Here is a 26,018-nt window from a genome sequence, read left to right as displayed (position 1 = left end):
ACTCCTCCGCGGGGGTTGCCGTACCGGGCCTTTCCGGTTAAGACTAGAACAGGTTTCAGTATTGCGCCGATCCGGAGGACGGGCGTGGACTTCACCCTTGACGATACGCAGACGGAGATCGCCGCCCTCGCCGCGAAGGTGCTGGGTGCGGTCGACGATCCGTGGCGCGCCCTCGCATCGGCGGGCTTGCTGGCCCTCGCGCTGCCCCCGGACCTGGAGGGCGACGGCCTCGGCGTCGCGGAGGTCGCGCAGGTCCTGACCGAGGTCGGCCGCGCCGCCGCGCCGGTGCCCGCCTACGCCGCCCTCGCACTGGGCGTGTTGCCGATCGAAGCCCTGGGCACGCCCCAGCAACGCGCGCAGCTGCTGCCGGCGGTCGCCGCGGGGGACGCGCTGCTCACCGCGGCCCTGCACGAGCCGTCCGCCCCGCTCGTCGCCGAACCCGCGACGACAGCGCGGGCGCGCGACGGGAAGTGGCTGCTCGACGGCGTCAAGACCGCGGTCCCGTACGCGAGTGAGGCCACCCGCATCCTGACGCCGGTGAGCACCGGGCACGGGACCGCCGTCTACCTGGTCGACCCGCACGCCGACGGCGTCACGCTCGTCCCGACGCCCACCTCGGCCGGGCCGCCGGAGTACACCGTCCGGCTGGCCGGGGTCGCCGTCGAGGAGACGGACCTGCTGTTCGACCGGGGCGCCGTCGCGGCGTTGCACCGGTTCGCGCTCGCCGGCGCGCTCGCGCTCGGGGACGGCCTCCTGGCCGGCGCCCTCGCCCTGACGGTGAAGCACGTGGGCGAGCGCACGCAGTTCGGCCGTCCGCTCGCGACGTTCCAGGCGGTGGCGGGCCAGATCGCCGACGTCTACGTCGCCTCGCGGACCGTGCACCTGGCCGTGACGTCGGCGGTGTGGCGGCTCGCGGCCGGCCTCGACGCGGACGCCGAACTGGACGTCGCCGCCTACTGGCTCGCCGAAGAGGCACCGAAGGCGCTCGCGACCTGCCACCACCTGCACGGCGGCGTCGGCGTCGACGAAACCTACCCGCTGCACCGGTATTCGTCGGCGGTCAAGGACCTCGGCCGGGCACTCGGCGGCGCCGGGCACCGGCTCGGCCGGCTCGGCGAACGAGTGGCGGTGAACTGATGCACGTCGAACTGACCGCGGCGCAGAAAGCACTGCGCACCGAACTGCGCGAATACTTCGCCGGGCTGATCAGCCCGGCGGAACGCCAGGCGATGCTGCGCGAGCGGCACGGACCGGTGTTCCGCGAGATCGTCCGCCGGATGGGCCGCGACGGCCGGCTCGGCGTCGGCTGGCCCGCCGAGTACGGCGGGCAGGGCTTCGGCGAGATCGAACAGCACCTGTTCGTCGACGAGGCCGTGCGCGCCGACGTCCAGCTGCCCTCGGTGACGCTGCAGACGGTCGGGCCGACACTGCAGCAGTACGGCACCGACGAGCAGAAGTCCTTCTTCCTGCCCAAGATCCTGGCCGGCGAGATCCACTTCGCGATCGGCTACACCGAGCCGGAGGCGGGGACCGACCTCGCGGCCCTGCGGACGACGGCGGTGCGCGACGGCGACGAGTACGTCGTCAACGGCCAGAAGATCTTCACCACCGGCGGCCACGACGCCGACTACATCTGGCTCGCCGTGCGGACCGCGCCGGACGCGCCGCGGCACAAGGGCATCTCGATCCTCATCATGGACACGAGCGACCCCGGCTACTCCTGGACGCCGATCATCACCTGCGACGGCGCCCACCACGTCAACGCGACGTACTACTCGGACGTTCGCGTGCCGGTGGACCGGTTGGTGGGCAAGGAGAACGAGGGCTGGCGGCTGATCACGACGCAGCTCAACCACGAGCGCGTCATGCTCGGCCCGGCCGGGCGGATCGGCGGGCTGTACGACCGCGTCCGCGCCTGGGCCGCCGCCCACGGCCTGCTCGACCTCGCCGACGTCCGGGCCGTGCTGGCCGAGGCCATGGCCGTGACGCGGGTGAACGAGCTGCTGAACTGGCAGGTCGCGGTGTCCTCGGCGAGCGCGCCGGTGGCCGTCGGGGACGCGTCGGCGACCAAGGTGTTCAGCTCCGAGGTCATCCAGCGCATCGGCCGGAACTTCGAAGAGCTGGTCGGGCGCCACGGCGATCTGTCCGATCCGGACACCGCCGAGCTGGCGGAGTGGCTGGACGTCGCCGCGAAGCGCAACATCGTGCTGACGTTCGGCGGCGGCGTCAGCGAAATCCAACGGGAGCTGATCGCGTCGATCGGCCTGGGCCTGCCGAGGGTGCCGCGATGAACGACAAGGACATCATCGAAGCCGCCGAGAAGGTCGTCGCGCGCGGCGAGTGCGCGCCGCGCCTGGCGCGCGACCCGGTGAACCAGGCCATGGTCAACAACTGGGTCGAGGCGATCGGGGACGACAACCCGGTCTACACCGACCCGGAGTTCGCCGCGAAGAGTGTCCACAAGGGACTGGTCGCGCCGCCCGCGATGGCGCAGGTGTGGACGATGGGCGGCCTGAACGTGCCGCGGGGGAGCGACGATCCCCTCGGCTTGATGATGGAACTCTTCGACGAGGCCGGGTTCACCTCCGTCGTCGCGACGAACTCGGAGCAGACCTACCACCGCTACCTGCGTCCCGGCGAGCAGGTCGAGGCGCGGACCCGGCTGGAGAACGTCGTCGGCCCGAAGCGGACCGCGTTGGGCGAGGGCTGGTTCGTCACCACGCGGATGACCTGGTACGTCGAGGACGAGGCCGTCGCGGAGATGATGTTCCGCGTCCTCAAGTTCCGCCCGCCCGCGCCGGAACCGCCGGCGGCGCCGGTGCTGCGGCCGGTGATCAGCCGCGACACGGAGTTCTTCTGGGACGGCCTGCGCGAAGGGGAGCTGCGGATCCAGCGCTGGGGCGAGACCCTGCGGCACCCGCCGGGGCCGATGCCGCCCGACGGCGCATTGGACACGAAGCCGGACTACGTCGTCGCGAGTGGGCGCGGGACCGTGTTCTCCTACGTCGTGCACCACCACCCGCCGGTGCCGGGCAAGGACATGCCGTTCGTCGTGGCCCTGGTCGAGCTGGAAGAAGGGGTTCGCGTGATGGCCGAGCTGCTGGACGCGTCCGCCGAGGAGGTCCACATCGGACTCCCGGTGGTGGCGGCGTTCGTCCGCGTCGACGACGACCTGACCCTGCCGGCCTGGAAGGTGGCGCGATGACCGTCACCGAAGGGACCGAGCTGCCGCCGCTGACGATCGAGGCGACGCCGACGTTCGTCGTCAGCACGGCGCTGGCCACCCGCGACTTCCAGGACGTGCACCACGACCGGGACTCGGCGGTGGCGCGCGGTTCGCAGGACATCTTCCTCAACATCCTCACCGACACCGGCCTGGTGCAGCGGTTCGTGTCGGCGTGGGCCGGCCCGGAGGCGCTGATCCGGTCGATCAAGATCCGGCTCGGCGTGCCGTGCTACGCCTACGACACGCTGACGTTCACCGGCCGCGTGGTCTCCCGTGACGGCGACGACGTCGTCGTGGCGGTGTCCGGTGTGGACTCGCTCGGCGAGCACGTCGCCGGGACCGTGGAGGTGACGCTGCCGTGACGCTCTCGGGCAAGGCCGCCATCGCCGGGATCGGCGCGACGGAGTTCTCGAAGGACTCCGGGCGCAGCGAACTGCGGCTGGCGGCCGAATGCATCTCCCACGCCTTGGCGGACGCCGGGCTCGCACCGTCCGATGTGGACGGGCTCGTGTCGTTCACCATGGACGGCAACGCCGAGATCGCGGTGGCGCGGGAGCTCGGGATCCCCGAGCTGAAGTTCTTCAGCCGCATCCACTACGGCGGCGGCGCGGCCGCGGCGACCGTGCAGCAGGCCGCGATGGCGGTGGCGACCGGTGTCGCGGACGTAGTCGTCGCGTATCGGGCGTTCAACGAACGCTCGGGCATGCGGTTCGGCCAGGTGTCCTCGGCCGCGGCCGGGCAGGTCAACTCGTCCGGCGTGGACAACGCGTTCCACTACCCGATGGGCATCGCGACGCCGGCGGCGACGGTGGCCATGGTCGCGCGGCGCTACCTGCACGACTACGGCGCCACGAGCGAGGACTTCGGGCGGGTCGCGGTGATCGACCGCAAGCACGCGGCGACCAACCCGAACGCGTGGTTCCACGAGCGGCCGATCACCCTCGAGGAGCACCAGTCGTCGCGCTGGGTGGCCGAGCCGCTGCACCTGCTCGACTGCTGCCAGGAGAGCGACGGCGGGGTGGCGCTGGTCGTGACGAGCGTCGAACGGGCGCGTGCGCTCGCGCGGCCGCCGGCGGTGATCGCGGCGGCGGCGCAGGGGAGCGGGCCGGACCAGTACGTGATGACCAGCTACTACCGCGACGACCTGGCCGCGCTGCCCGAGATGGGCGTCGTCGGCAGGCAGCTGTGGAGCCAGTCCGGGCTCGGACCGTCCGATGTGGACGTCGCGGTGCTGTACGACCACTTCACGCCGTACGTCCTGATGCAGCTGGAGGAGCTGGGGTTCTGCGGTCGCGGGGAAGCGAAGGACTTCATCGCCGACGGCGCCCTGGAACTTGACGGCGCGTTGCCGTTGAACCCGCACGGCGGCCAGCTCGGCGAGGCGTACATCCACGGGATGAACGGCATCGCGGAGGGCGTCCGGCAGATCCGCGGGACGGCGGTCAACCAGGTCGGCGGCGCGTCCCGGGTGCTGGTCACGGCGGGTACGGGCGTGCCGACCAGCGGACTCGTCCTGACGGGTGACTAGGGCGTCACCTCATTGACGGCTGGTGCCCGGCCGTCGTGGGTGTCACTGTGGAGACACCACCCACGACGGAGAGTGAGGCCGGCTGGCGATGGCGGTCGACTGGGCGCTCACCGCGGTGTTCGCGGCGCTGGCTTTGCCGTGCGTCCTGCGGCTCGTCCGCCTCGACTACGGGCGGCTCGGCGACGGCGTCCGCCACGGTGACCTGGCCGAACTGCTGCTGGTGGTCGCGATGGTGGCGATGTTCTCCCCGGTCGGCGGCCCGATCCCGGCGGCGGGCTGGCAGGCGGTGCTGGTGCTGACGGCGGGCTGGTTCGCGGTCGCGTGGTGGCGCGGCCGGGCGGGCTGCGCCCACCACGCTCTGTCAGCGGCGGCGATGCTCTACATGGTGACGGCGATGCCCCACGGCGGTATGACGCACGGACCGTGGCTGACGATGTCCACAATGGACTCACGACTGGCGCTGCCCCTGGTCGCGGTAGTGGCGGCGGGGTACTTCGTGGTGGACGCCGTGTGGTCCGGAGCGCTCGTGGTGCGCGGGTCGGCGGTGGCGGTGGCCGGCCCCGGGCAGGCGTCGCGCGCGGTCTGCCGGGCGGTGATGGGGGCCGGCATGGGCTACATGCTGCTGGCCTCGGCCTTGTGACGAACCGGTCGTGAGTGGGAAACAGGGTTAGAACACTGTTTCTCACTCACGACAAGCCGCGGCAGACCCTCAGCCCGTGACTCGGCGGACCTCGCCCAGGGGGCTTTCCCCGGCGGCCGGGAGCGCGGCCGCCGGGTGGCCGGCCGTCCACTGGGTCGCCGCCGCGATGTCGTTCTTCAGCGCCGTGATCAGGTCCTCCGCCGAGGCGTACGCCTGCTGGTCGCGCAGGTGGGAGCCCAGCCACACCACCAGCGTCTCGTCGTACAGGTCACCCGTGAAGTCCAGCAGGTGGGCCTCGAGCAGGCGGTACCCGTCCGCTCCGTAGTACGTCGGGCGGCGGCCGACCGAGATCGCCGCCGGGATGCGGGAGCCGTCGGGGCGGCCCACCCAGCCCGCCCACACGCCGTCTCCGACGGACCCCGACTGGTCGCTCAGCGCGATGTTGGCCGTCGGAAAGCCCAGCTCACGGCCTCGCTCGTCGCCGTGTTCGACCGCGCCCCGCACCACGAAGTATTCCGAAGTCACCCCTCCACGTTAGCGGGCGATCGCCGGAGCCTTCTCACGAAGTGGGCACCAATACCGTGTCCGCGAGCACGGGGGCGTCGTCGCGCTCCACCGCCGTCGTCGTCACCAGCAGCCGGCCGTCTTCGCGCCACACGCTGATCCGCAGCGTCTCGCCGGGGAACACCACGCCGGCGAACTTCGTCGCGAACGACGCCACCCGCGCCGGGTCGCCGTCGAGGAACTCGTTCACCAGCACCCGCGCCACGATCCCGTACGTGCACAGCCCGTGCAGGATCGGCGCGGGGAACCCGGCCGCCGCGGCGAACGCCGGGTCGGCGTGCAGCGGGTTCCGGTCGCCGCACAGCCGGTACAGCAACGCCTGCTGCGGCAGCGTCGGCGTCTCCAGCACGACGTCCGGCTCGCGCGTCGGCCACTCGATCCGGTCGGACGGCCCGCGCGAACCGCCGAAACCGCCCTCGCCGCGGGCGAAGATGCTCGACCGGGCCGTCCACAGTGGATCCCCGGCCGACGAGGTCACGGCGACCTCCTGGACGACGACCGCGGCCTTGCCCTTGTCGAACACGTCCGCGATCCGCGAGCGGGCCACCGCCTTCCCCGACGTCGGGATCGGCCGGTGCACGGTGACCTCCTGCTTGCCGTGCAGCACCTTCGCCAGGTCGATCTCGACCCCGGGGAACTTCACCGCCGGCGGGTCGAACACCCGCAGGTTCGCCGCGACCGTCGCGAACGTCGGCAGCACCACCAGGTCCTGCTCGTAGGTGTAGCGCAGTTCGTCCGGGCCGGCGCCCAAGGCCAAGTGGTAGAGCAGCACGTCCGACGACGTCCAGGCGAAGTTCACCTCGCCGATCTCGGCTCCGATGGCGACGGCGGGGTCGATGGGCACGCGGGAACTCCTACTCGTAGCTGATCGTGACGTCGTCGGTGACCGGCAGCGACTGGCAGGCCAGCACGATGCCGTCCGCGATGTCCTCGGCGTCCAGGACCTCGTTGTGCAGCATCTTCACCTCACCTGAGGTGATCCGGCACGCGCACGCACTGCATTGTCCCTCGCGGCACGAGTACGGCGCGTCCATCCCCGCCTCCAGCAGCTGGTCGAGGAGCTTCCGCTGCCGCGGCCAGGCCAGCTCCCGCGTGTCGCCGTCGAGCGTCACGGTCAGCGACGCGGGCGCTTCGTCCGATTCCGGCTCGGGCTCCTCCGCGACGGCGGCCTCGAACGGGTTCCCCGTCAGCGACGTGAACTTCTCGACGTGCACCCGGTCCCGCGGCACCCCGAGCTGCCCGAGCGCCTCCCGCGCGGCGGCCATGAACGGCGCCGGCCCGCACAGAAAGGCCTCGTACGAGGTGTACACGGAAGCCAGCCCGCGCAGCTGCGAGACGTCCGGGAGGCCCTGCACGCTCTCCAGCCAGTGCACCACGACCAGGCGGTCTCCGTAGCGCTTCGCCAGCGAAGCCAGCTCACCCGCGAAGATCACGGAGCTCTCGTCGCGGTTCGCGTAGACCAGCACGACCCGGCCGGACCCCTGCTCCAGCGCCGTCTTGAGGATCGCCATCACCGGCGTGATGCCGCTGCCGCCGGCGAACAGCAGGAAGTCCTCGTCGACCGACGTCGGGCAGAACACCCCGGCCGGCGCCAGCACGTCGACCTGCATCCCGGGGCGAAGCGACGAGCAGACCCAGCTCGAGCCGTACCCGCCGTCGGTCCGCTTGACCGTCACCTGCACGCGGTTCTCGTGCGGCGCGCTCGAGAGCGAGTAGCACCGCGCCACCGAACCCGTCCGCTCGCTGGGGATCCGCAGCGTCAGGAACTGCCCGGCGGAGTAGGCGAAGGCCGGCGCGTGCTCGGCGGGGATCTCGAACACCACCGACCGCGCGTCCGGCGTCTCGACGACGACGTCGGCGACCGTCAGCGTGTAGACCCGCTCACCCATCGGCCACCGCCAGCGAGCCCTCGCGGACGGCGTCGCCGATGCTGTCCGCCAGCTTCGGGCACGTGTCGAGCAGCGCCGACGGGCCGTCCGCGTCGGCGAACACCGGGCACGTCTCGGCGGGCCGCGAAGTCCACTGGATGCTCGTGTGCTGGATGCTGTTCTTCTTCACCAGCACGCACGTCCCGCAGCTGCGGCACTCGTGCGGCCGCAGCCCGCCGGTCAGGAACTCGACGGTCTCGGCGGTGGTCACACTTCCGCCTCGGTCTTCTGTCGGGCCAGGTTCTCCGCCACCTCGGCCGCCCACGCCTCGTTGGCCTTCGTGGTGTCCACTTCGAACTCGAACCGCTGGGTCATGTCGTCGGTGACGTCGGCGGCGTCGACGTAGAACTGCTGGTACCACCGGCGAAGCTGGTAGACCGGACCGTCCTCTTCGCACAGCAGCGGGTTGTCGATCTGCGTCTTGTGCTTCCAGATCTCGACGTCCTGCAGGAACCCGGCGCCGATGCCCTTCGCCAGCTTCGCCGCGATCTTGTCCGCGTGCTCGTCGGTCAGCCCGTGCTGCTTCTTGACCTTCATGCCGTACTGCAGCACGAACGACGTCGGCGTCACCGGGTAGTGGCAGTTGATGAGCACGCTCTCGATCTCGTAGCCCTGGAACGAGTTCACCAGCTTGTTGATCATGTACGACGGCCCGAAGTACGACGCCTCCGACCGCAGCAGGTTGTCCTCGCCGCCGTAGTTGGACGCCATGCCCATGTCCGGGCGGCCCTTGGTGTTGAGGTACTGCGTCGCGATGTGGCCCTCGAACACGTTCTTGAAGTACGTCGGGTACGCGTAGTGGATGTAGAAGAAGTGCGCCATGTCGACGACGTTGTCGATGATCTCGCGGCAGTTGGAGCCGTCGATGAAGATCGAGTCCCACGTCCAGTTGCTCCACTCGGAGCTGTCGGCGGCTTCGATGTGCGGGATCGCCAGCTCGGCCGGCGGCGGGTTGCCCTCCGGGTCGTGCCAGACCATGAGCTGGCCGTTCTGCTCGGACGCCGTCCACGACCGCGTCCGCGCGCGCAGCGGAACCCGCTTGGCGTAGGGGATCGAGACGCACTTGCCCTTGCCGCTCCAGCGCCAGTCGTGGAACGGGCACGCGACCTCGTCGCCCTTGACGCTGCCCTGGGTGAGGTCGCCGCCCATGTGCCGGCAGTAGCCGTCGAGCACGTGCAGCTCGCTCTTCGAGTCGGCCCAGACGACCAGCTTGGTGCCGAACGCCGTGACCGCGTGCGGTTTCCCGTCGCGGAACCGCTCGGCCAGGCCGAGGCAGTGCCAGCCGCGCGCGAACCGGGCCGGCGGCTCACCGGCGTAGATGGTGCGTACGGACTCCTGCGTCATCGCTCGCCTCCCGTGGTCCCTTGATCTTCGTGCGCCAGCCGCGTGGCCGCAAGGTAGCCGAACACCATGGCGGGACCGATGGTCGCGCCCGGCCCGGCGTACGTCCGGCCCATCACGGCCGCGCTGACGTTGCCCGCGGCGTAGAGGCCCGGTACGACCGAGCCGTCCTCGCGCAGGACTCGTGCTTGTTCGTCGGTCCGCAGCCCGCCCTTGGTGCCGAGGTCGCCCGGCACGATCTTCACCGCGTAGTACGGCGCCTTGTCCAGGGGGCCGAGGCTGGGGTTGGGCTTGTTGCGCGGGTCACCGTAGTAGTGGTCGTACTTGCTGACGCCGCGCTGGAAGTCCTCGTCGACGCCGTTGCGCGCGAAGCCGTTGAAGCGCGTCACCGTGGCTTCCAGGCCGTCCGGCGGGACGTCCATCTTCGCGGCCAGTCCGGCCAGGGTGGACGACTTCACCGCGATCCCGGCCTTGAACCAGCGGCCGGGCAGCGGCTGACGCGGCCCGACGCCGGTGAACATGTACCGGTCCTTGTACTTCTGGTCGAACACGAGCCAGGTCGGGATGTGCTCGCCCGGCCCGTCCCCGGGGCCGTACATCGCGTGCACGGCCTCGACGTAGGGCGCCGACTCGTTGGCGAACCGCTCGCCGCGGGCGTCGACCATGATGCAGCGCGGCCGCGAGCGCTCGGCGAGGGCGAACCACGGGCCGCCGGTGAGCGGCAGCGACGGTCCCCACCAGGCGTCGTCCATCAGGTCGAGCGCGGCGCCGAGCTTGAGGCCGGCGGTGATGCCGTCGCCGGTGTTGGCGGCCGCGCCGACGGTCCAGTCGATGCCGATCGGCGCGCGCTGGTACTTCTCGCGCATCTCGAGGTTCTGCTCGAACCCGCCGCTGGCGAGAATCACGCCGCGGCGGGCCCCGACGACTCCGTCCGCGGTGACGACCCCGGTGACGCGGTCGCCTTCGAACTGCAGGTCCAGCAGCGGCGTGTTCAGCCGGACGTCGACGCCCGCCCTGGTCAGGCCCACCCGCAGCCCGGCCGCAAGCGCTTGCCCCATGCTGAGCAGCCGCTGTCCGCGGACCTTCCCGACCAGCCACTGGACGCCCAGCGACAGCATCCGGACGACCCCGCGCGGGTGTCGCGCGAGCAGGCTCAGCCAGCGGTAGTCGGCCTGGGTGATGGGCACGCCGAGCGGGGGAGCGCTGTACGGCGCTTCGAGGTGGGCGAGGTCGTCGCCGAGCAGCTTGCCGTCGAAGGCCATCGGCTCGACCGAGCGGCCGCCGGAGCGTCCGCCGGGGGCCTCGGGGTGGTAGTCGCTGTAGTTCCGGACCCAGCGGAACTTCAGCGGCGTGTGGTCGCACACGAACTTCAGCACCTCGGGGCCGTGCGCGAGGAACGTGTCACGCCGGACGGCCGGCACGACGTCGCCGACGATCGAGGCCAGGTATTCGCGGGCCCACTCGGGCGGTTCGTCGATCCCGGCGGCGCGCAGCGCGTGGTTGCCCGGCAGCCAGACCCCGCCGCCGGAGCGGGCGGTCGAGCCGCCGAAGCAGGCCGCCTTCTCGAGGACGACGACGCTCAGACCGGCTTTCGCCGCGGCCAGCGCGGCGGTCATCCCGGCAGCGCCGCTGCCGACGACGACGACGTCGAACTGCTCCGTCATGCCACCTCACTTGTAACGTGTTCCACTCGACGAGTATCCAGTTGAGAGCCACTTTCGCTCACCATAGACGAGAACGTGTTCCAGTTCTAGGGTGGTGCCCATGGACGCACTCGTCGCGGACGTCATCATTGTCGGGTTCGGCGCGGCCGGCGCCTGCGCCGCCCTCGAAGCGGCCGACGCTGGCGCCGACGTCATTCTCGTCGAACGGTTCTCCGGCGGCGGCGCGAGCGCGGTCAGCGGGGGCGTGGTCTACGCGGGCGGCGGCACCGCCCAGCAGCTCGACGCGGGCGTCGACGACTCCGTCGACGCGATGTACGCCTACCTGCGGCTCGAAGCCGGGGACGTCGTCTCCGAGCAGACCCTGCGGCGCTTCTGCGAAGGCAGCCGCGAGATGATCACCTGGCTGGAGGGCAACGGCGTGCCGTTCGAAGGCAGCCTGTGCCCCTACAAGACGTCGTACCCGAGCGACGCGCACTACCTGTACTACTCCGGCAGCGAAGCCGCGGGCGGTTTCCGGGACGCGGCGAAGCCCGCCCCGCGCGGTCACCGCGTCAAGGGGCCCGGGACCTCGGGGAAGATGCTGATGACGCGGCTCGCGGAAGCCGTGCGCAAGCGCGAGATCCGGGTGCTGACCCAGACGAACGCGCGGTCCCTGATCCAGGAGGACGGCCGCGTCACCGGGCTCGTCGTCGACACGCTGCGGGACGCGCCCGCGGGGGTGCGCGCGCGGCATCGGCGGCTCTCGCAGTACTCCGCGAAGCCCGGCATCTACGTGCCGTCGCTACGCAAGTCGCTGCACCGCCGCGTTGAACGGCTGGAGCGCGCGCACGCCCGTGAGCTGCGGATCACCGCCCGGCGCGGGGTCGTGCTCGCCGCGGGCGGGTTCATCGCCAACCGGGAGCTGGTCCGCGAGCACGCGCCGGCCTACCGCGGTGGGCTGCCGCTCGGCACGTCCGCCGACGACGGCTCGGGCATCCGGCTCGGCGTCGAGGCCGGGGCCGCGACGGGGGAGCTCGGCCGGATCTCCGCGTGGCGCTTCATCACGCCACCCAGCGCGTTCCTCGGCGGGGTCATCGTCGACGCCGGCGGCCGGCGGGTCATCGACGAGTCCCGGTACGGCGCCGCGGTCGGCGAAAAGCTCATCGAGGGCCACGGGAGCAAGGGCTGGCTCCTCGTCGACGCGCCGATCGTGGCGGCGGCCCGGCGGGACACGAAAGCGCAAAGCCAGTGGTTCCAGGGGCTTCAGCTGCGCTATCTGCTGCGACGCGGCCGCGTCACCGGTGCGACGGTCGAGGAGGCGGCGCGCAAGGCCGGCGTCGACCCCCAGGGGCTGCGCGCGAGCGTCGAGGCCTACCACGGCGCCGAGGACCCGATGGGCAAGCCCGCCGAGTTCGCGCGCCGGCTGGAGCACCCGCCGTTCTCGCTCATCGACATCTCCGTGCGGCCCAACCTGGGGTACCCGACGCCGATGCTCACCCTCGGCGGCCTGGTCGTCGACGAGGACACCGGCGCGGTGCGGAACGCGGCGGGGGAGCCGATCGCCGGGCTGTACGCGGCCGGGCGCACCGCGGTGGGAATCTGTTCCAGGTCGTACGTGAGCGGGCTGTCCCTGGCCGACTGCGTGTTTTCCGGCCGCAGGGCAGGGATCAACAGTGCCCTGGCGCAGGGTGTTCTCGACAAAAACGAGAACGTGTTCTAGTCTTCTCGGAAGTGGAACCGAGAGAGGACTGCGCATGAGTGAGCAGGTGATCGCCGGGGTCCGGGACCTCCTGCCGGTCCTGCGGGAACGGGCCCAGGACACCGAGGACGCGCGGTGCGTCCCCGAGGAGTCCGTCAAGGCCCTGCAGGAGACCGGGTTCTTCAAGATGCTGCAGCCGAAGTCGCACGGCGGCCTCGAAACCGACCCGGTGAGCTTCTACACCGCGGTCAAGCTGATCGCGAGCGCGTGCGGGTCCACCGGCTGGGTCGCCTCCATCCTCGGCGTCCACCCGTGGCACGTGGCGCTGTTCGACGCGCAGGCGCAGCAGGAGGTCTGGGGCGAGGACCAGGACGTGCGGATCTCCTCGTCCTACGCCCCGATGGGCAAGGCGGAGGTCGTCGAGGGCGGCTACCGGCTGACCGGCCGGTGGAGCTTCTCCTCCGGCAGCGACCACTGCACGTGGGTGCTGCTCGGCGGACCCGCGTTCAAGGACGGCAAGCCGGTCGACTTCTGCACCTACCTGCTGCCGATCGCCGACTACTCCATCGTGGACGTCTGGGACACGATCGGCCTGCGCGGCACCGGGTCGAACGACATCGTCGTCGAGGACGTCTTCATCCCGCGGCACCGCGCGTTGAGCTTCATCGCGACGTCGAAGTGCAAGGTGCCGGGTCAGGCCGTCAACCCCGGGCCGCTGTACCGGCTGCCCTACGGTTCGGTGCACCCGAGCACGATCACCGCGCCGATCATCGGCATGGCGCAGGGCGCCTACGACGCGCACGTGGAGCACCAGGGCAAGCGCGTGCGGGCCGCGTACGCCGGTGAACAGTCCAAAGAGGACCCGTTCGCCAAGGTGCGGATCGCCGAGGCGGCCAGCGAGATCGACGCCGCGTGGCTGCAGCTGACCCGCAACATCGACGAGCTTTACGAAATGGCCAAGCGCGAAGAGCGGCTGCCCGTGGACCTGCGGCTGCGCGTCCGGCGTGACCAGGTGCGCGGCACGGAACGCGCGATCAGCGCGATCGACCGGCTCTTCGAGAACTCCGGCGGCCGCGCGATCCAGCGGGGCACGCCGATCCAGCGCTTCTGGCGCGACGCGCACGCCGGCCGCGTCCACGCGGCCAACGACGCCGAGCGCGCGTACGTCATGTTCGGCACCGGCGCCTTCGGGCTGCCCGTCGAGAACGCGATGTACTGATGGCCGCTCCCGAAGGCAAGTACGTCCAGGCCGGCTCGCTGAAACTGCACTACCACGAGGCCGGTGCCGAACACGCCGAGACGGTGATCCTGCTGCACGGCGGCGGGCCCGGCGCGTCGGCGTGGAGCAACTTCGGGCGCAACCTGCCGGAGTTCGCCAAGCACTACCGGACGATCGCCGTCGACCAGCCCGGGTTCGGCCGTTCGGACAAGCCGACCGAGCACCCGCAGTACTTTCGCCACAGCGCGGACGCCGTCGTGGGTCTGATGGACGCCCTCGGCATCGAAACCGCGCACTTCATCGGCAACTCTCTCGGTGGCGGCGCCGCGGTCCGGCTCGCGCTGAACCACGGCAAGCGCGCCGGCCGGCTGGTGCTGATGGGGCCGGGCGGGCTGAGCGTCAACCTCTTCGCGCCCGACCCGACCGAGGGCGTCAAGAACCTCGGGCGGTTCGCGGCCAAGCCGTCGCGCGAGCGCATGGAGGCGTTCCTGCGCATCATGGTCCACGACCAGGGGCTGATCACCGACGAGCTGGTCGACGACCGGTTCGCCGCGGCGAACACGCCCGAGTCGCTCGCCGCGATGCGCGCGATGGGCATGTCGTTCGCGCGACCCGACACGTACGAGGAAGGTATGCTCTGGCGCGAAGCCCACCGGCTGCGCCAGCGCGTCCTCCTGATCTGGGGCCGCGAGGACCGCGTCAATCCCCTGGACGGCGCTTTGGTGGCCTTGAAGACGATTCCGCGCGCGCAGCTGCACGTGTTCGGCGGCTGCGGGCACTGGGCCCAGCTGGAGAAGTTCGACGAATTCAACCGGCTGGCCCTCGACTTCCTCGGGAGTTCCTGATGGGCATCCGGTCACTGGGCTACCTCCGCATCGAAGCCACCGACATGGCCGCGTGGCGCGAGTACGGGCTCAAGGTGCTCGGCATGGTCGAAGGCAAGGGCATCGACCCGGAGTCGCTTTACCTGCGCATGGACGACTTCCCGGCCCGCCTGGTCGTGTCGCCCGGTTCGGCGGACCGCCTGGCCGTCACCGGCTGGGAGGTCGCGCACGCGGGCGAGCTGGCCGAGCTGCGGTCGCGTTTGGACAGTGCCTCGGTGCCGTACAAGGAGGGCACGCCCGAGGAGCTGGCCGACCGGCGCGTCGACGAGCTGATCAGCTTCGACGACCCGTCCGGCAACACCCAGGAGGTGTTCCACGGCGTCGCGCTGCAGCACCGGCGGGTGGTGAGCCCGTACGGCCACAAGTTCGTCACCGGTGAGCAGGGCCTGGGTCACGTGGTTTTGTCCACAAAGGACGACGAGGCGTCGCTGCGGTTCTACCGTGACGTCCTGGGCTTCCGGCTGCGCGACTCGATGCGCCTGCCGCCGCAGATGGTCGGCCGGCCCGCCGACGGGCCACCCGCGTGGCTGCGGTTCTTCGGCTGCAACCCGCGGCACCACAGCCTGGCGTTCCTGCCGATGCCGACGCCGAGCGGGATCGTGCACCTGATGGTCGAGGTGGAGAGCACCGACGACGTCGGGCTGTGCCTCGACCGCGCGATCCGGCGCAAGGTCCCGATGTCGGCCACGCTCGGCCGGCACGTCAACGACCTGATGCTGTCGTTCTACATGAAGACCCCCGGCGGCTTCGACGTCGAGTTCGGCTGCGAAGGCCGTCAGGTCGACGACGAGAACTGGATCGCCCGCGAGAGCACCGCGGTCTCCCTGTGGGGCCACGACTTCTCGGTCGGGGCGCGGCCCCCGGGGTCATGACCTCGGTGGCGGTCGACCAGACCGCGTTCCGCAGTGTGCTCGGGCACTTCTGCACGGGCGTCACGGTGGTGACCGGCCGCGACGGCGACACACTGGCCGGGTTCGCGTGCCAGTCGTTCGCGGCGCTGTCGCTCGACCCGCCGCTGGTGCTGTTCTGCCCGGCCCGGACGTCGCGGACGTGGCCGGTGCTGGCGGCGGCGGGCCGGTTCGCGGTCAACGTGCTGGCCGAGCACCAGCAGGAGATCAGCGCGGTGTTCGGCGCCCGAGGCGAGGACAAGTTCGCCCGGGTCGGCTGGACACCGTCGCCGTCGGGGGCGCCGTTGCTCGACGGCGCGTTGACGTGGATCGACTGCGAGCTGGAGGCGGTGCACGAGGCGGGCGACCATTACGTGGTGATCGGCCGGGTGACGGCGCTGGGGGAGCCGTCGGAGGCCCGGCCGTTGCTGTTCCACCGCGGCCGGTACGCGGTCACGGAGCCGGCCCGGGACGCCTTGGCGGCGCTGATGCCCTGGCCCCGCCCGGACGACTGGCTCTGACGCGGCGCCTGCCGGGACGCGCTGCTGCTGGCCGCGCCCCGACGACCGGCCTTGAGGCGGCGCCGTAGCCCTGCCGCGGCTGGAGTGCAGTGGCCGGGCGGGTTGTGCTGCGGGCGTTGGTGGTCGGCTTCGGGTCGGTGTGCGGGGGTGCAGTCCTGCCGTGGCCGGGGCGGGTGTGCTGCCGCGTTGGTGATCGGCTTCGGGGCGGGTGTGCGGCGCTGCAGTCCTGCCGCGGCCGGCGGGCGGTTGCCGGGCCCGGGTGAGGTGTGCTGCCCGGCGGTGATCGGCTTCGGGGCGGGTGCGCAGCGCCGCAGTCCCGTCGCCGTCGACGGACCGCCCGCTTCGCGTAACGGCCACCCCGCCTTGCGTAACGGCCACCCCGCCGCGGGCGACTTTCCCGGGAGTCGTCGCCCGAGGAGGCCACCGTGCAGTTGTGCGGGTTCCCCGCCGCCGAGGTCGAGTTCGACCGGGTGGGTGAGCTCGTCGGGGACCGGGGTGCGGCCGTGCGGGCGCTCGCGGCCGATCCGGCGGTCACCGATCTCGTCGTCCTCTGCCACGGCTGGAACGACGACCACCTCGTCGCGCGGCTGCTCTACTCCGCTCTCGCCGGGTCCATGCGCTCGGTGATGGGTGGCCGGCCCGACCGGCGGATCGGGTTCGCCTGCGTGCTGTGGCCGTCGCGGAAGCTCGCCGGCCTGGAACCGGATGCCGGCCTCGCCGAGCGTCTCGACCTGCTGCGGGACCTCGTTCCCGGCCAGCGGCTCACCATCGACGCCGCGGCCGACCTCGTGCCGGCGCTGACCGTCCGCGCGACCGCGCGCACCGCCTTCGCCGCCGCGCTGCTCTCGGTGGCCGCCCGCGGCGCGGACGACCGCGAGGACGCTTCGACGCAGCTGTTCACCCTCCCCGGCGGCACCGTCATGGACCGCCTCGGCGCGACCGGCTTCACCGACGCGGCGGCGCACCTCCTCGACTTCCTCGCCTACTACGAAATGAAGGCCCGCGCCGGCGAGATCGGCGTCCGCGGCCTCGCGCCATTGCTGGCCGGCTTCCACGGGCCGAGGATCCACCTCGTCGGCCACAGCTTCGGCGGCCGGCTCGTGACGGCGGCCGCGAACGCGCGGCCGGCCGGGTCGGTGGCGACGCTGACCCTGCTGCAGGCGGCGTTCTCGCACCACGGTTTCGCCGCGGACTGGGACGACGGCCGGCCCGGCGCGTTCCGCGGCGTGCTCGACGAGCGCGTCGTCACCGGTCCGATCCTCGTCACGCACACCGCCAACGACCTCGCGGCCGGCCTCGCCTTCGCCATCGCGTCCCGGATCGCCGGCGACGCGTCGAGCCCCTACGGCGGCATCGGCGCCAACGGCGCGCAACGGACCGCCGAAGCCGTCACGGCGGAGCTGCTGCCGGTGGACGGGACCTACCGCTGGCAGCCGGGTGCCCCGCACAACCTGCGGGCCGACCGGTTCGTGCGCGGCCACACCGACGTCTGCGGGCCGCAGATCGCTCACGCGCTGTGGTCGGCGATCGCGACGAGTTACTGATCCGGCCAAAGGTAGGCCGGCCCCTGAGCGGCACGTGACCGTTGCCGCGAAGTCATTCGGCCGTGACTGTGGTCGGATCGGTAACAGTCGGCACATTAGCGCGACCGGGTGGTTGTGCACGGGTTCACAGGTGGGCCGCATCCCATTCACGAGAGAAAGTCGAGCCCCTGAGCGCACACTGTTATCGAGATGACGTTTTCCTGGGAGGAGTGAGTCGCGCATGCGTGGGCCCAGCGGACGGATCGCCCGGTTCCGGCGCCGGTTGCACCCCGGCCGCAACCCGCTGACCAGACTCGGCGACCGCGTCGAAGCCGCCCTGCTGGTGCTGGTCTTCGCGGGCGCGCTCCTGGCGCTGCCGTTCGCGGCGGCGTTCGGCTCCGAAACCTACGCGTCGCAGACTGCCCGCGCCGAACAGGAACGCACGACCCGCCACCCGGCGACGGCGGTGTCCCTGGCCGCGGCGCCGAGCCAGACCTACAGCACCGACGGCGCGGGAGCCCCGGCCGACCAGACGACGGTCCAGGCCGCCTGGTTCGACGCCCGCGGCGCCCGCCACACCGGCGACGTCCTCGCCGACGCGGGCAGCCCGGTGGGCACGCACGTGTCCGTGTGGCTGGACCAGCGCGGCGAGCTGACGAACGAGCCGCTCTCGCCGTCCACCTCGGCGGCCGACGGGGTGTTCGCCGCGATCCTGCTGTGGGTCGCGATCACGGGCGCGCTGGCCGGCCTGTACGGCATCGGCCGGTTCGCGGTGAGCCGCCTCCACTCGGCGGCGTGGGACCGCGCCTGGGCCGAAGCCCGCCACGACAGCCGGTTCTGATCACTTCCAGCGGAAGTGCACGAACACCCGGCCGAAGTTGTCCTTGTCCTTCTCGATCCGGTGGTAGAGCGCCTTGACGTCCTTGCGCTCGAGGAACCGCAGGACGTGCTTCTTCAGCTGACCCGACCCCTTGCCGGGGATGATCTCGACCAGCGGTGCCTTCTTGGCGACGGCCTCGTCGATGATCGCGCGCAACGCCCGGTCGATCTCCCCGCCGCGGTTGTAGATGTCGTGGAGGTCCAGCTTCAGCTTCACACGCGCTCCCGTGCTCGCAGCGCCGCCGCCCGGACGCGCCGCGTGCGGCCCTGCTCGGCCAGGACCGTCAGCGCCGCCGGGACGGCGGGTTCGGCGCACGCCCGCCGCTGCAGCCAGTCGGACGCGCTCGTCAGGTCGCTTTCCCGCCAATCCTCGCCCGAGGTGACCGCGCGCAGCAACGTCCACTCGCGCAGCCGCCGGGCCGGGAACCGCCGGTCGCCGACCAGCTCGCCCATCCGGGCCGCCCACGCGGGGAAGCCGGGGCCGGTCAGGAGGGCCGCCGCTCGCAGGTCGAGGTGGCACACGACCGCCGACTCGGCCATCACCCGGTCCGGGTCGGTGAGCACCGCGCGGACCAGCTCCGGCTCGTCGGCTTCCGTGACGTTGGCGAACTCGAGCAGGTAGCGCGCGTACCGCTCGTGCTCGCCGGTCACAGCGCCTGCCACCACCCGTCGACCGCCGGCGGCTCGTCGACGTCGATGCGCTCGCCCGGGCGGGGGATCGCCAGCGCCAGGTCCGCCGCCTTCGCCTCGCGCCACACCCGGTCCGCGGGCTCGCCCCACGGGTGCATCGCCAGCTGGAACGTCGCCCAGTGGACCGGGACGAGCAGCTTCGCCCGGACGTCGATGCCCGCCGCGACGCCTTCCTCCGGCGTCATGTGGATGTCGGACCACTGCGGGGCGTACGCGCCGATCTGGATCAGGGCCGCGTCGAACGGGCCGTGCTGCTCGCCGATCGAAGCGAAACCGTCGAAGTACCCCGTGTCGCCGCTGTAGAACACCCGGTGCGACGGCCCCAGCAGAGCCCACGACGTCCACAGCGTGTCGTCGTTCGTGATCCCGCGGCCGGAGAAGTGCTGCGCCGGCGTCGCCACGAACCGGACGCCCGCCACCGTGGCCTCTTCGTGCCAGTCCAGCTCGATGATCCGCGACGCCGGGACGTGCCAGCGTTCCAGGTGCGCGCCCACGCCGAGCGGCACCAGGAAGGGCGCCGACGTCGACGCCACCAGCGACCGGACCGTCGCCAGGTCCAGGTGGTCGTAGTGGTCGTGCGAGATCACCACCGCGTCGACCCGGCCGACGTCCGACAGCGCCACCGGCGGCTCGTGCAGCCGCCGCGGGCCCGCGAACGCCGCGGGCGACACCCGGTCGCTCCAGACCGGGTCCAGCAGCACCCGGGCGCCGTCCAGCTCGATCAGCGCCGACGCGTGGCCGTACCACGTCACGTGCAGGCCCTCGGCCGACTCGACCGGCGGCGAAGCGACCAGCGGGACCGCCCCGGCGGGCTTGCGCAGCTCGCGGTGCTCGCCGAAGAACATCTCGCGGAAGATGGTCCGCATCGACGCCACGGTCATCGGGAGCCGGGGCGCGGCGTTGCGGAACACCTTGCCGTCGAACTGCGGCGACGTGCGGACCCGCTCGGCCCGCGCGCCGGTGGCCTTCGCACCGAACGCCGCCGGCAGGTCGCGCAGAGCAGCGATCGTCTTCCTCATGCCTCCGAGTCTACGAACGGTTCCTGAGAGGTGCCCCAGCTTCATGCAGGTGGGTGAGGGCCTGCCGGTAGGACTCGACGAGGCTCGTCTGCAGGTAGGGGACGCCCAGCTCGGCGCAGTACCCCTCGACGATCGGCTGGGCCAGCCGCAGGTGCCGCGACGGCATGCTCGGGAACAGGTGGTGCTCGATCTGGTAGTTGAGGCCGCCGAGGGCGACGTCGGTGACGAGGCCGCCGCGGACGTTGCGCGAAGTCAGCACCTGCTTGCGGAGGAAGTCGAGCGCGGGCTGCCCGGTCAGCGTCGGCATGCCCTTGTGGTTGGGCGCGAAGATCGATCCCATGTAGACGCCCCAGAGCGCCTGGTGGACCACGAAGAACAGGACCGCCTTGCCGGGGGAGAGCACGGTGATCAGCGCGCCGAGGTAGACGACGACGTGCGTGGCCAGCAGCGAGGCTTCCACCCAGCGGCGGCGCAGGCCCGGCTTGACCACCGCGCGGATCCCCGAAACGTGCAGGTTGAGCCCTTCGAGCGTCAGCATCGGGAAGAACAGGAACGCCTGGTACCGCCCGATGAACCGCGCGACCCCGCCCGCGTTGCGGGCCTGGTTCTCGGACCACACGAAGATGTCCGGGTCGACGTCGGGGTCGAGGTCCTCGTGGTTCGGGTTGGCGTGGTGGCGGGTGTGCTTGTCCATCCACCAGCCGTAGCTCATCCCGATGCCGAGGTTGCCGACGAGCATCCCGGCGATCTCGGTGGGCCGCCGCCGCCGGAAGACCTGCTTGTGCGCGAGGTCGTGCGAGAGCAGCGCGATCTGCGCGAACATGACGGCCTGGAACGCGGCGACGGCCAGCTGCCACCACGAGTCCCCGAGTAGCGCGAAGGCGACCCACCCGGCGGCGAACAGCCCGCCCACGACGGCGAACCGGGCGGTGTAGTAGCCGGGGCGGCGCGTCATCAGGCCGGCGGCGGAGATGCGTTGGCTCAGCCGGGCGAAGTCGCTGCCGGTGTGCACGAGGTTCTCTGTGGTCACCGGCAGCAGTCTTCCTGGTAGGGGTTCGTCGCGGAACCCGGAGTGCCCCCGGCACATTCCGGGGGCCTGCCCTACCGCCGAATCTGGTATAGGGGCTCCTTGATCAGCCGACGTACTCCGCGAGGTGCTCGCCGGTGAGCGTCTTGCGCGATTTCACCAGGTCAGCGGGGGTGCCTTCGAAGACGACGCGGCCGCCGTCGTGGCCCGCGCCCGGGCCGAGGTCGATGATCCGGTCCGCGTGGGCCATGACCGCCTGATGATGTTCGATGACGATCACCGATTTGCCCGAGTCCACAAGTCGGTCCAGGAGGCCAAGCAGCTGCTCGACGTCGGCCAGGTGCAGGCCCGCCGTCGGCTCGTCGAGGACGTAGATCCCGCCCTTTTCCGCCATGTGCGTCGCCAGCTTGATCCGCTGCCGCTCGCCGCCGGACAGCGTCGTGAGCGGCTGGCCGAGCGTCAGGTAGCCGAGGCCGACGTCGGACAGGTGTGTAAGGATCTTGTGAGCCGCGGGGAGCGTCGCCTCGCCTTCGGCGAAGAACTCCTCCGCTTCGGCCACGGACATCGTGAGCACTTCGCTGATGTCGCGTCCGCCGAACTTGTAGTCCAGCACCTCCGCCATGAACCGCTTGCCTTCGCAGACCTCGCACGGCGTGGCGGTGCCGGCCATGATCCCCAGGTCCGTGTAGACGACGCCGGCGCCGTTGCAGTTCGGGCACGCACCTTCGGAGTTCGCGCTGAACAGCGCCGGCTTGACGCCGTTGGCCTTGGCGAACGCCTTGCGGATCGGCTCCAGCAAGCCGGTGTAGGTCGCCGGGTTGCTCCGGCGCGAGCCGCGGATGCCCGTCTGGTCGACGGTCACGACACCTTCGCCGCCGGACACCGAGCCGTGGATCAGCGAGCTCTTGCCCGAGCCCGCCACCCCGGTCACGACGGTCAGCACGCCGAGCGGGATGTCGACGTCGACGTCCTGCAGGTTGTGCGTCGACGCGCCGCGCACCTCGAGGAAGCCCGACGGCGACCGCACCGACGACTTCAGCGACGCGCGGTCGTCCAGGTGCCGTCCGGTGAGCGTCCTGCTCTTGCGCAGAGCCGCCACGGTGCCCTCGAACACGACCTCGCCGCCGGCCGAACCGGCGTGCGGCCCGAGGTCGACGACGTGGTCGGCGATCGCGATCGCCTCCGGCTTGTGCTCGACGACCAGCACCGTGTTGCCCTTGTCCCGCAGCTGCAGCAGCAGGTCGTTCATCCGCTGGATGTCGTGCGGGTGCAGGCCGATCGTCGGCTCGTCGAAGACGTAGGTGACGTCGGTGAGCGACGACCCGAGGTGGCGGATCATCTTGGTGCGCTGGGCTTCCCCGCCCGAGAGCGTGCCGGACGGCCGGTCGAGCGAGAGGTAGCCGAGCCCGATCTCGACGAACGAGTCGAGGGTCCGCCGTAGCGCGTCCAGCAGTGGCGCGACCGACGGCTCGGCCAGCTTCCCGACCCAGCCGGCGAGGTCGCTGATCTGCATCGCGCACGCGTCGGCGATGCTGATCCCGTCGATCTTCGACGACCGGGCCTCCGCCGACAGCCGCGTTCCCTCGCAGTCCGGGCACGTGGTGAACGTGACCGCTCGCTCGACGAACGCGCGGATGTGCGGCTGCATCGAGTCGACGTCCTTCGACAGCATCGACTTCTGGATCGCCGGGACCAGCCCCGAGAACGTCAGGTTGATGCCCTCGACCTTGATCTTGGTCGGTTCCTTGTAGACCAGGTCGTTGAACTGCTTCTTCGTGAACTTCTTGATCGGCTTGTCCGGGTCGAAGAAGCCGGAGCCGCGGAAGATGCGGCCGAACCAGCCCTCCATGCTGTAGCCCGGAATCGTGATCGCGCCTTCGTTGAGCGACTTGTCCTCGTCGAACAGCGCGGTCAGGTCGATGTCGTTGACCTTGCCGCGGCCCTCGCAGCGCGGGCACATGCCGCCGGTGATGCTGAAGCTGCGCCGCTCTTTGATCTGCCGCCCGGCCTTCTCGATGGTGACCGCGCCCGCGCCGCTGATCGAAGCGACGTTGAACGAGAACGCCTGCGGCGAGCCGATGTGCGGCTGCCCGAGCCGGCTGAACAGGATGCGCAGCATCGCGTTCGCGTCGGTCGCGGTGCCGACGGTGGAGTGCGGGTTGGCGCCCATCCGCTCCTGGTCGACGATGATCGCCGTCGTGATCCCGTCGAGGACGTCGACGTCCGGCCGGGCCAGCGTCGGCATGAACCCCTGCACGAAGGTGCTGTAGGTCTCGTTGATCAGCCGCTGCGACTCCGCGGCGATCGTGCTGAACACCAGGGACGACTTGCCGGAGCCGGAGACGCCGGTGAACACCGTCAGGCGCCGCTTCGGCAGCTCGACGCTGACGTCCTTGAGGTTGTTCACGCGCGCGCCGTGGACGCGGATCAGGTCGTGGCTGTCGGCGACGTGCGGCGCGGACTTCCTCGTGGGCTTGGTCATCGGGTCTCCAGCGTTCGGGGCGGTCAGCGTGGTTCTGGGACGAGGTCTGCGGCGGGGACGCGGGCGCGGCGGTGGTAGTCCTGCGGGGAAATCCCGTACGCCAGCCGGAAGCGGTGCACGAACCGGGGCACCGGCAGCTCGGCCAGCCGGGCCAGTGCCTCGAGGTCGAGGGGACGCGCGTGGGTGCGGTCGATGTGGTCGCGGACGCGCCGCAGCCGCGTCAGCTCACGGAAGTGCTCGCGGGCGGCGACGGTCAGGCCGAGGCACATGCGGGCCGCCTCAGCGCAGTTCTTGGATGCGCAGGAGGTTGCCGGCCGGGTCGCGGAAGGAGCAGTCGCGGACGCCGTAGGGCTGGTCGACCGGCTCCTGGACGACCTCGGCGTTGCCCGCTTCGAGCTTCGCGAAGAGCGCGTCGAGGTCCGTGCTGGCGAGGTTGATGGAGGCGTAGGTGCCCTTGGCCATCATCTCGGCGATCATGCGGCGCTCGTCGTCGGTGAGGCCGGGTGTCGCGGACACCGGGCTCAGCACGATCGCCGTGTCGGGCTGGTTCGGCGGGCCGACGGTGATCCAGTTCAGCTCGCCGTACTTGACGTTCATCCGGACCTCGAAGCCGAGCAGGTCGCGGTAGAAGGCGAGCGACGCTTCCGGGTCGGTGTGGGGGAGGAAGCTCGAGTGAATGGTGACGTCCATGACGGTCACCCTAGGTGGCCGCCGAGGGCCGCGCTTCTCGATTCCTGATCGGTCTGGTGACCTGTTTGGCCACGCACGGCACCATGCCCGCGGTCGCCTCGGCCTGCTCCTCGCGGTAGACGCTCGGCGGCACGCCGACCAGCTCGGCGAACCGCGTGCTGAAGGTGCCCAGCGACGAGAAGCCGACGGTGAAGCAGACCTCGGTGACGCTCAGTTCGCCCTTGCGCAGCAACGCCATCGCACGCTCGATCCGCCGCGTCATCAGGTACGAGTACGGTGACTCTCCGTAGGCCTTGCGGAACTGCCGGCTGAGGTGCCCGCCGGACATGTTGACCCCGCGCGCGAGCGCTTCGACGTCGAGCGGCTGGGCGTACTCCCGGTCGATCCGGTCCCGGACCCGGCGCAGCAGCGCGAGGTCGCGCAGGTACTGGGCCGTGGCGGTGCTGGTCACGCTCGAATCGTGCCACATCGGACAGCTCCGGCGGAGAGCTTCGTGTCGTCCCCCCAAACACGCGTGTCGTCCTTCCGATCACGCGTGTCGACCGTTTCCGCACGACATCGGGCGTGCGCCGAGGGGCATCACGCGTGATTGAGGGGGCATCTCGCGTGACTGAGGAGGCATCACGCGTGATTGGAGGGGCATCACGCGTGATTGTCGACCCTCCAATCACGCGTGATTGGAGGGTCGACACGGTCAGCGGAGGGCGTCGCGGATCGTGTCGCGCAGCCAGCGCTGGGCCGGGTCCGCGTCCAGGCGGGCGTGCCAGTGCAGCCGGACGTCGACCTCCGGCAGGTCCACCGGCATCGGGAACCAGCGCAGGCCCAGCGCCGGGCCGTGCTGCTCGGCGAGGCGGCCGGGGACCATGCCGACGTAGCCGCTCGACGCCACCAGCAGCGTCGCCACCGCCGACGTCGGGACCACCGCCGCCACGTGCCGGCGCAGGCCGAGCGCGGCCAGTGCCTCGTCCAGCGGACCGCGGGCCAGGCCGCGCCGGGACGCCGACACGTGCGGGTGCCGGCACAGCTGCGACGGCGTCGGGCGGCGGCCGCGGCCCAGCGGGCTGTCGGCGCGGACGATGCCGACCAGCTGTTCGCGGTACAGCACCGCGGTCCGGATGTCCGGCGCCGGGGCGTCGCCGACGCCGATGTCGAGGTCGATCGAGCCGTCTCGCAGCGCCTCCGGGCTTTCGCTGCCCTCCGCGACGAAGCGCAGCGTGACGCCCGGGGCGGCCGCCGCCGTCGCCTCCACCGCCGCCGACGCCAGGGTCGCCGCCACGCCGTCGTTGATCCGGATCGTGAACGTCCGCTCGAGGCCGGCGACCGAGAAGTCCACGTTGACCAGCGACGCGGCCTCGTCCAGCAGTGACCGCACCCGCGGCGCCGTGCGGAGCGCGAACGGCGTCGGCGCCATCGCGCGGCCGGCGCGCACCAGGATCGGGTCGCCCATCGCCCGCCGCAGCCGGCCCAGCGCCCGGCTCGTCGCCGGGATGGACAGGTGGAGGCGCTCGGCCGCCGCCGTCACGCTCCCGTCTCGTAGCAGCGCGTCGAACACGCGCAGGAGGTTGAGGTCGAGCTGGTCGGACATGGTTGCATCGTACGCAATCCAGGGTTGCCGAAGTTGCGTGGCG

Annotated in this window: 28 protein-coding genes; 13 read left to right on the top strand and 15 right to left on the bottom strand. The window is 71.4% G+C overall.

Features of this window, described 5'->3' with window-relative positions:
• Positions 1–84: 84 nt before the first annotated feature.
• The 6 genes from ACZ7PG_RS09510 to ACZ7PG_RS09485 all read left to right on the top strand — a co-directional run bounded on the left by ACZ7PG_RS09510 (position 85) and on the right by ACZ7PG_RS09485 (position 5,394).
• Positions 85–1,137, top strand: coding sequence for an acyl-CoA dehydrogenase family protein (locus ACZ7PG_RS09510; protein ID WP_470238611.1), 1,053 nt, complete (start codon positions 85–87; stop codon positions 1,135–1,137).
• Positions 1,137–2,291 carry an acyl-CoA dehydrogenase family protein gene (locus tag ACZ7PG_RS09505; RefSeq protein WP_470238610.1) on the top strand — a complete coding sequence of 385 codons (1,155 nt, stop codon included), beginning with the start codon at positions 1,137–1,139 and terminating at the stop codon, positions 2,289–2,291. Before ACZ7PG_RS09510 ends, ACZ7PG_RS09505 begins: the two co-directional genes overlap by 1 nt.
• Positions 2,288–3,205 carry a bifunctional MaoC family dehydratase N-terminal/OB-fold nucleic acid binding domain-containing protein gene (locus ACZ7PG_RS09500; RefSeq protein WP_470238609.1) on the top strand — a complete coding sequence of 306 codons (918 nt, stop codon included), beginning with the start codon at positions 2,288–2,290 and terminating at the stop codon, positions 3,203–3,205. The genes ACZ7PG_RS09505 and ACZ7PG_RS09500 overlap by 4 nt, the downstream gene beginning before the upstream one ends.
• Positions 3,202–3,588 (top strand): MaoC family dehydratase, encoded by a 387-nt coding sequence (locus tag ACZ7PG_RS09495; RefSeq protein WP_470238608.1) that lies wholly within the window; start codon positions 3,202–3,204, stop codon positions 3,586–3,588. The genes ACZ7PG_RS09500 and ACZ7PG_RS09495 overlap by 4 nt, the downstream gene beginning before the upstream one ends.
• Entirely contained in the window at positions 3,585–4,754 is a 1,170-nt protein-coding gene (locus tag ACZ7PG_RS09490; protein ID WP_470238607.1) for a lipid-transfer protein, read from the top strand. The genes ACZ7PG_RS09495 and ACZ7PG_RS09490 overlap by 4 nt, the downstream gene beginning before the upstream one ends.
• A gap of 88 nt (positions 4,755–4,842) precedes the next feature.
• Positions 4,843–5,394 carry a DUF5134 domain-containing protein gene (locus ACZ7PG_RS09485; RefSeq protein WP_470238606.1) on the top strand — a complete coding sequence of 184 codons (552 nt, stop codon included), beginning with the start codon at positions 4,843–4,845 and terminating at the stop codon, positions 5,392–5,394.
• Between the two features lie 69 nt (positions 5,395–5,463).
• Here ACZ7PG_RS09485 and ACZ7PG_RS09480 read toward each other — a convergent pair whose 3' ends face one another.
• From ACZ7PG_RS09480 to kstD, 6 genes are read right to left on the bottom strand one after another with little or no spacing between them, the layout of a single operon-like run.
• On the bottom strand, positions 5,464–5,919 hold the full coding sequence (locus ACZ7PG_RS09480) for a riboflavin kinase (protein WP_470238605.1): 456 nt from the start codon (positions 5,917–5,919) through the stop codon (positions 5,464–5,466).
• Positions 5,920–5,953: 34 nt separating this feature from the next.
• Positions 5,954–6,802 (bottom strand): MaoC/PaaZ C-terminal domain-containing protein, encoded by an 849-nt coding sequence (locus ACZ7PG_RS09475; protein ID WP_470238604.1) that lies wholly within the window; start codon positions 6,800–6,802, stop codon positions 5,954–5,956.
• A gap of 10 nt (positions 6,803–6,812) precedes the next feature.
• Complete coding sequence (locus tag ACZ7PG_RS09470; RefSeq protein WP_470238603.1) at positions 6,813–7,847, bottom strand: 2Fe-2S iron-sulfur cluster-binding protein; 1,035 nt, start codon at positions 7,845–7,847, stop codon at positions 6,813–6,815.
• A complete protein-coding gene (locus ACZ7PG_RS09465; RefSeq protein ID WP_470238602.1) occupies positions 7,840–8,097 on the bottom strand; it encodes a hypothetical protein in 258 nt (85 codons plus the stop codon). The genes ACZ7PG_RS09470 and ACZ7PG_RS09465 overlap by 8 nt, the downstream gene beginning before the upstream one ends.
• Complete coding sequence (locus ACZ7PG_RS09460) at positions 8,094–9,230, bottom strand: 3-ketosteroid-9-alpha-monooxygenase, oxygenase component (RefSeq protein ID WP_470238601.1); 1,137 nt, start codon at positions 9,228–9,230, stop codon at positions 8,094–8,096. Before ACZ7PG_RS09460 ends, ACZ7PG_RS09465 begins: the two co-directional genes overlap by 4 nt.
• The gene (gene kstD / locus ACZ7PG_RS09455; protein ID WP_470238600.1) at positions 9,227–10,891 is read right to left on the bottom strand and encodes a 3-oxosteroid 1-dehydrogenase; all 1,665 of its coding nucleotides are present in this window, start codon (positions 10,889–10,891) and stop codon (positions 9,227–9,229) included. The genes ACZ7PG_RS09460 and kstD overlap by 4 nt, the downstream gene beginning before the upstream one ends.
• Before the next feature lie 100 nt (positions 10,892–10,991).
• Here kstD and ACZ7PG_RS09450 point away from each other — a divergent pair, with 100 nt between their 5' ends.
• The 7 genes from ACZ7PG_RS09450 (at position 10,992) to ACZ7PG_RS09420 (ending at position 18,444) form a co-directional block, all read left to right on the top strand.
• Positions 10,992–12,590, top strand: coding sequence for an FAD-binding protein (locus ACZ7PG_RS09450; RefSeq protein WP_470238599.1), 1,599 nt, complete (start codon positions 10,992–10,994; stop codon positions 12,588–12,590).
• 34 nt (positions 12,591–12,624) lie between these two features.
• Entirely contained in the window at positions 12,625–13,788 is a 1,164-nt protein-coding gene (hsaA, locus tag ACZ7PG_RS09445; protein ID WP_470238598.1) for a 3-hydroxy-9,10-secoandrosta-1,3,5(10)-triene-9,17-dione monooxygenase oxygenase subunit, read from the top strand.
• Positions 13,788–14,633: a 4,5:9,10-diseco-3-hydroxy-5,9,17-trioxoandrosta-1(10),2-diene-4-oate hydrolase gene (gene hsaD, locus ACZ7PG_RS09440; RefSeq protein WP_470238597.1), complete on the top strand. Its 846-nt coding sequence runs from the start codon at positions 13,788–13,790 to the stop codon at positions 14,631–14,633. Before hsaA ends, hsaD begins: the two co-directional genes overlap by 1 nt.
• Positions 14,633–15,544: an iron-dependent extradiol dioxygenase HsaC gene (hsaC, locus tag ACZ7PG_RS09435; RefSeq protein WP_470238596.1), complete on the top strand. Its 912-nt coding sequence runs from the start codon at positions 14,633–14,635 to the stop codon at positions 15,542–15,544. The genes hsaD and hsaC overlap by 1 nt, the downstream gene beginning before the upstream one ends.
• Positions 15,541–16,080, top strand: coding sequence for a 3-hydroxy-9,10-secoandrosta-1,3,5(10)-triene-9,17-dione monooxygenase reductase subunit (hsaB, locus tag ACZ7PG_RS09430; RefSeq protein WP_470238595.1), 540 nt, complete (start codon positions 15,541–15,543; stop codon positions 16,078–16,080). The genes hsaC and hsaB overlap by 4 nt, the downstream gene beginning before the upstream one ends.
• Positions 16,081–16,505: 425 nt before the next feature.
• The gene (locus ACZ7PG_RS09425) at positions 16,506–17,624 is read left to right on the top strand and encodes an alpha/beta fold hydrolase (RefSeq protein WP_470238594.1); all 1,119 of its coding nucleotides are present in this window, start codon (positions 16,506–16,508) and stop codon (positions 17,622–17,624) included.
• A 220-nt stretch (positions 17,625–17,844) separates the two neighbouring features.
• Complete coding sequence (locus ACZ7PG_RS09420; RefSeq protein ID WP_470238593.1) at positions 17,845–18,444, top strand: Rv1733c family protein; 600 nt, start codon at positions 17,845–17,847, stop codon at positions 18,442–18,444.
• On the opposite strand, the gene ACZ7PG_RS09415 is transcribed toward ACZ7PG_RS09420, so the two are convergent.
• The 9 genes from ACZ7PG_RS09415 to ACZ7PG_RS09375 form a co-directional block, all read right to left on the bottom strand.
• Positions 18,445–18,699 (bottom strand): Smr/MutS family protein, encoded by a 255-nt coding sequence (locus ACZ7PG_RS09415; protein ID WP_364276168.1) that lies wholly within the window; start codon positions 18,697–18,699, stop codon positions 18,445–18,447.
• On the bottom strand, positions 18,696–19,133 hold the full coding sequence (locus ACZ7PG_RS09410) for a hypothetical protein (RefSeq protein ID WP_470238592.1): 438 nt from the start codon (positions 19,131–19,133) through the stop codon (positions 18,696–18,698). The genes ACZ7PG_RS09415 and ACZ7PG_RS09410 overlap by 4 nt, the downstream gene beginning before the upstream one ends.
• On the bottom strand, positions 19,130–20,191 hold the full coding sequence (locus ACZ7PG_RS09405) for an MBL fold metallo-hydrolase (RefSeq protein ID WP_470238591.1): 1,062 nt from the start codon (positions 20,189–20,191) through the stop codon (positions 19,130–19,132). The genes ACZ7PG_RS09410 and ACZ7PG_RS09405 overlap by 4 nt, the downstream gene beginning before the upstream one ends.
• 10 nt (positions 20,192–20,201) lie before the next feature.
• Positions 20,202–21,278: a fatty acid desaturase family protein gene (locus tag ACZ7PG_RS09400; RefSeq protein WP_470238590.1), complete on the bottom strand. Its 1,077-nt coding sequence runs from the start codon at positions 21,276–21,278 to the stop codon at positions 20,202–20,204.
• 46 nt (positions 21,279–21,324) lie between these two features.
• Positions 21,325–23,700 (bottom strand): ATP-binding cassette domain-containing protein, encoded by a 2,376-nt coding sequence (locus ACZ7PG_RS09395; protein ID WP_470238589.1) that lies wholly within the window; start codon positions 23,698–23,700, stop codon positions 21,325–21,327.
• A gap of 23 nt (positions 23,701–23,723) precedes the next feature.
• Positions 23,724–23,969 carry an AraC family transcriptional regulator gene (locus ACZ7PG_RS09390; protein ID WP_470238588.1) on the bottom strand — a complete coding sequence of 82 codons (246 nt, stop codon included), beginning with the start codon at positions 23,967–23,969 and terminating at the stop codon, positions 23,724–23,726.
• 10 nt (positions 23,970–23,979) lie between these two features.
• On the bottom strand, positions 23,980–24,390 hold the full coding sequence (locus ACZ7PG_RS09385; protein WP_470238587.1) for a VOC family protein: 411 nt from the start codon (positions 24,388–24,390) through the stop codon (positions 23,980–23,982).
• Between the two features lie 10 nt (positions 24,391–24,400).
• Positions 24,401–24,859: a helix-turn-helix transcriptional regulator gene (locus ACZ7PG_RS09380; RefSeq protein ID WP_470238586.1), complete on the bottom strand. Its 459-nt coding sequence runs from the start codon at positions 24,857–24,859 to the stop codon at positions 24,401–24,403.
• A gap of 225 nt (positions 24,860–25,084) precedes the next feature.
• The gene (locus ACZ7PG_RS09375; protein ID WP_470238585.1) at positions 25,085–25,975 is read right to left on the bottom strand and encodes a LysR family transcriptional regulator; all 891 of its coding nucleotides are present in this window, start codon (positions 25,973–25,975) and stop codon (positions 25,085–25,087) included.
• Positions 25,976–26,018 lie beyond the last annotated feature (43 nt).

The organism is Amycolatopsis sp. NPDC114504 (assembly GCF_055633595.1).
This window is presented reverse-complemented; position numbering and strand designations above follow the sequence as displayed.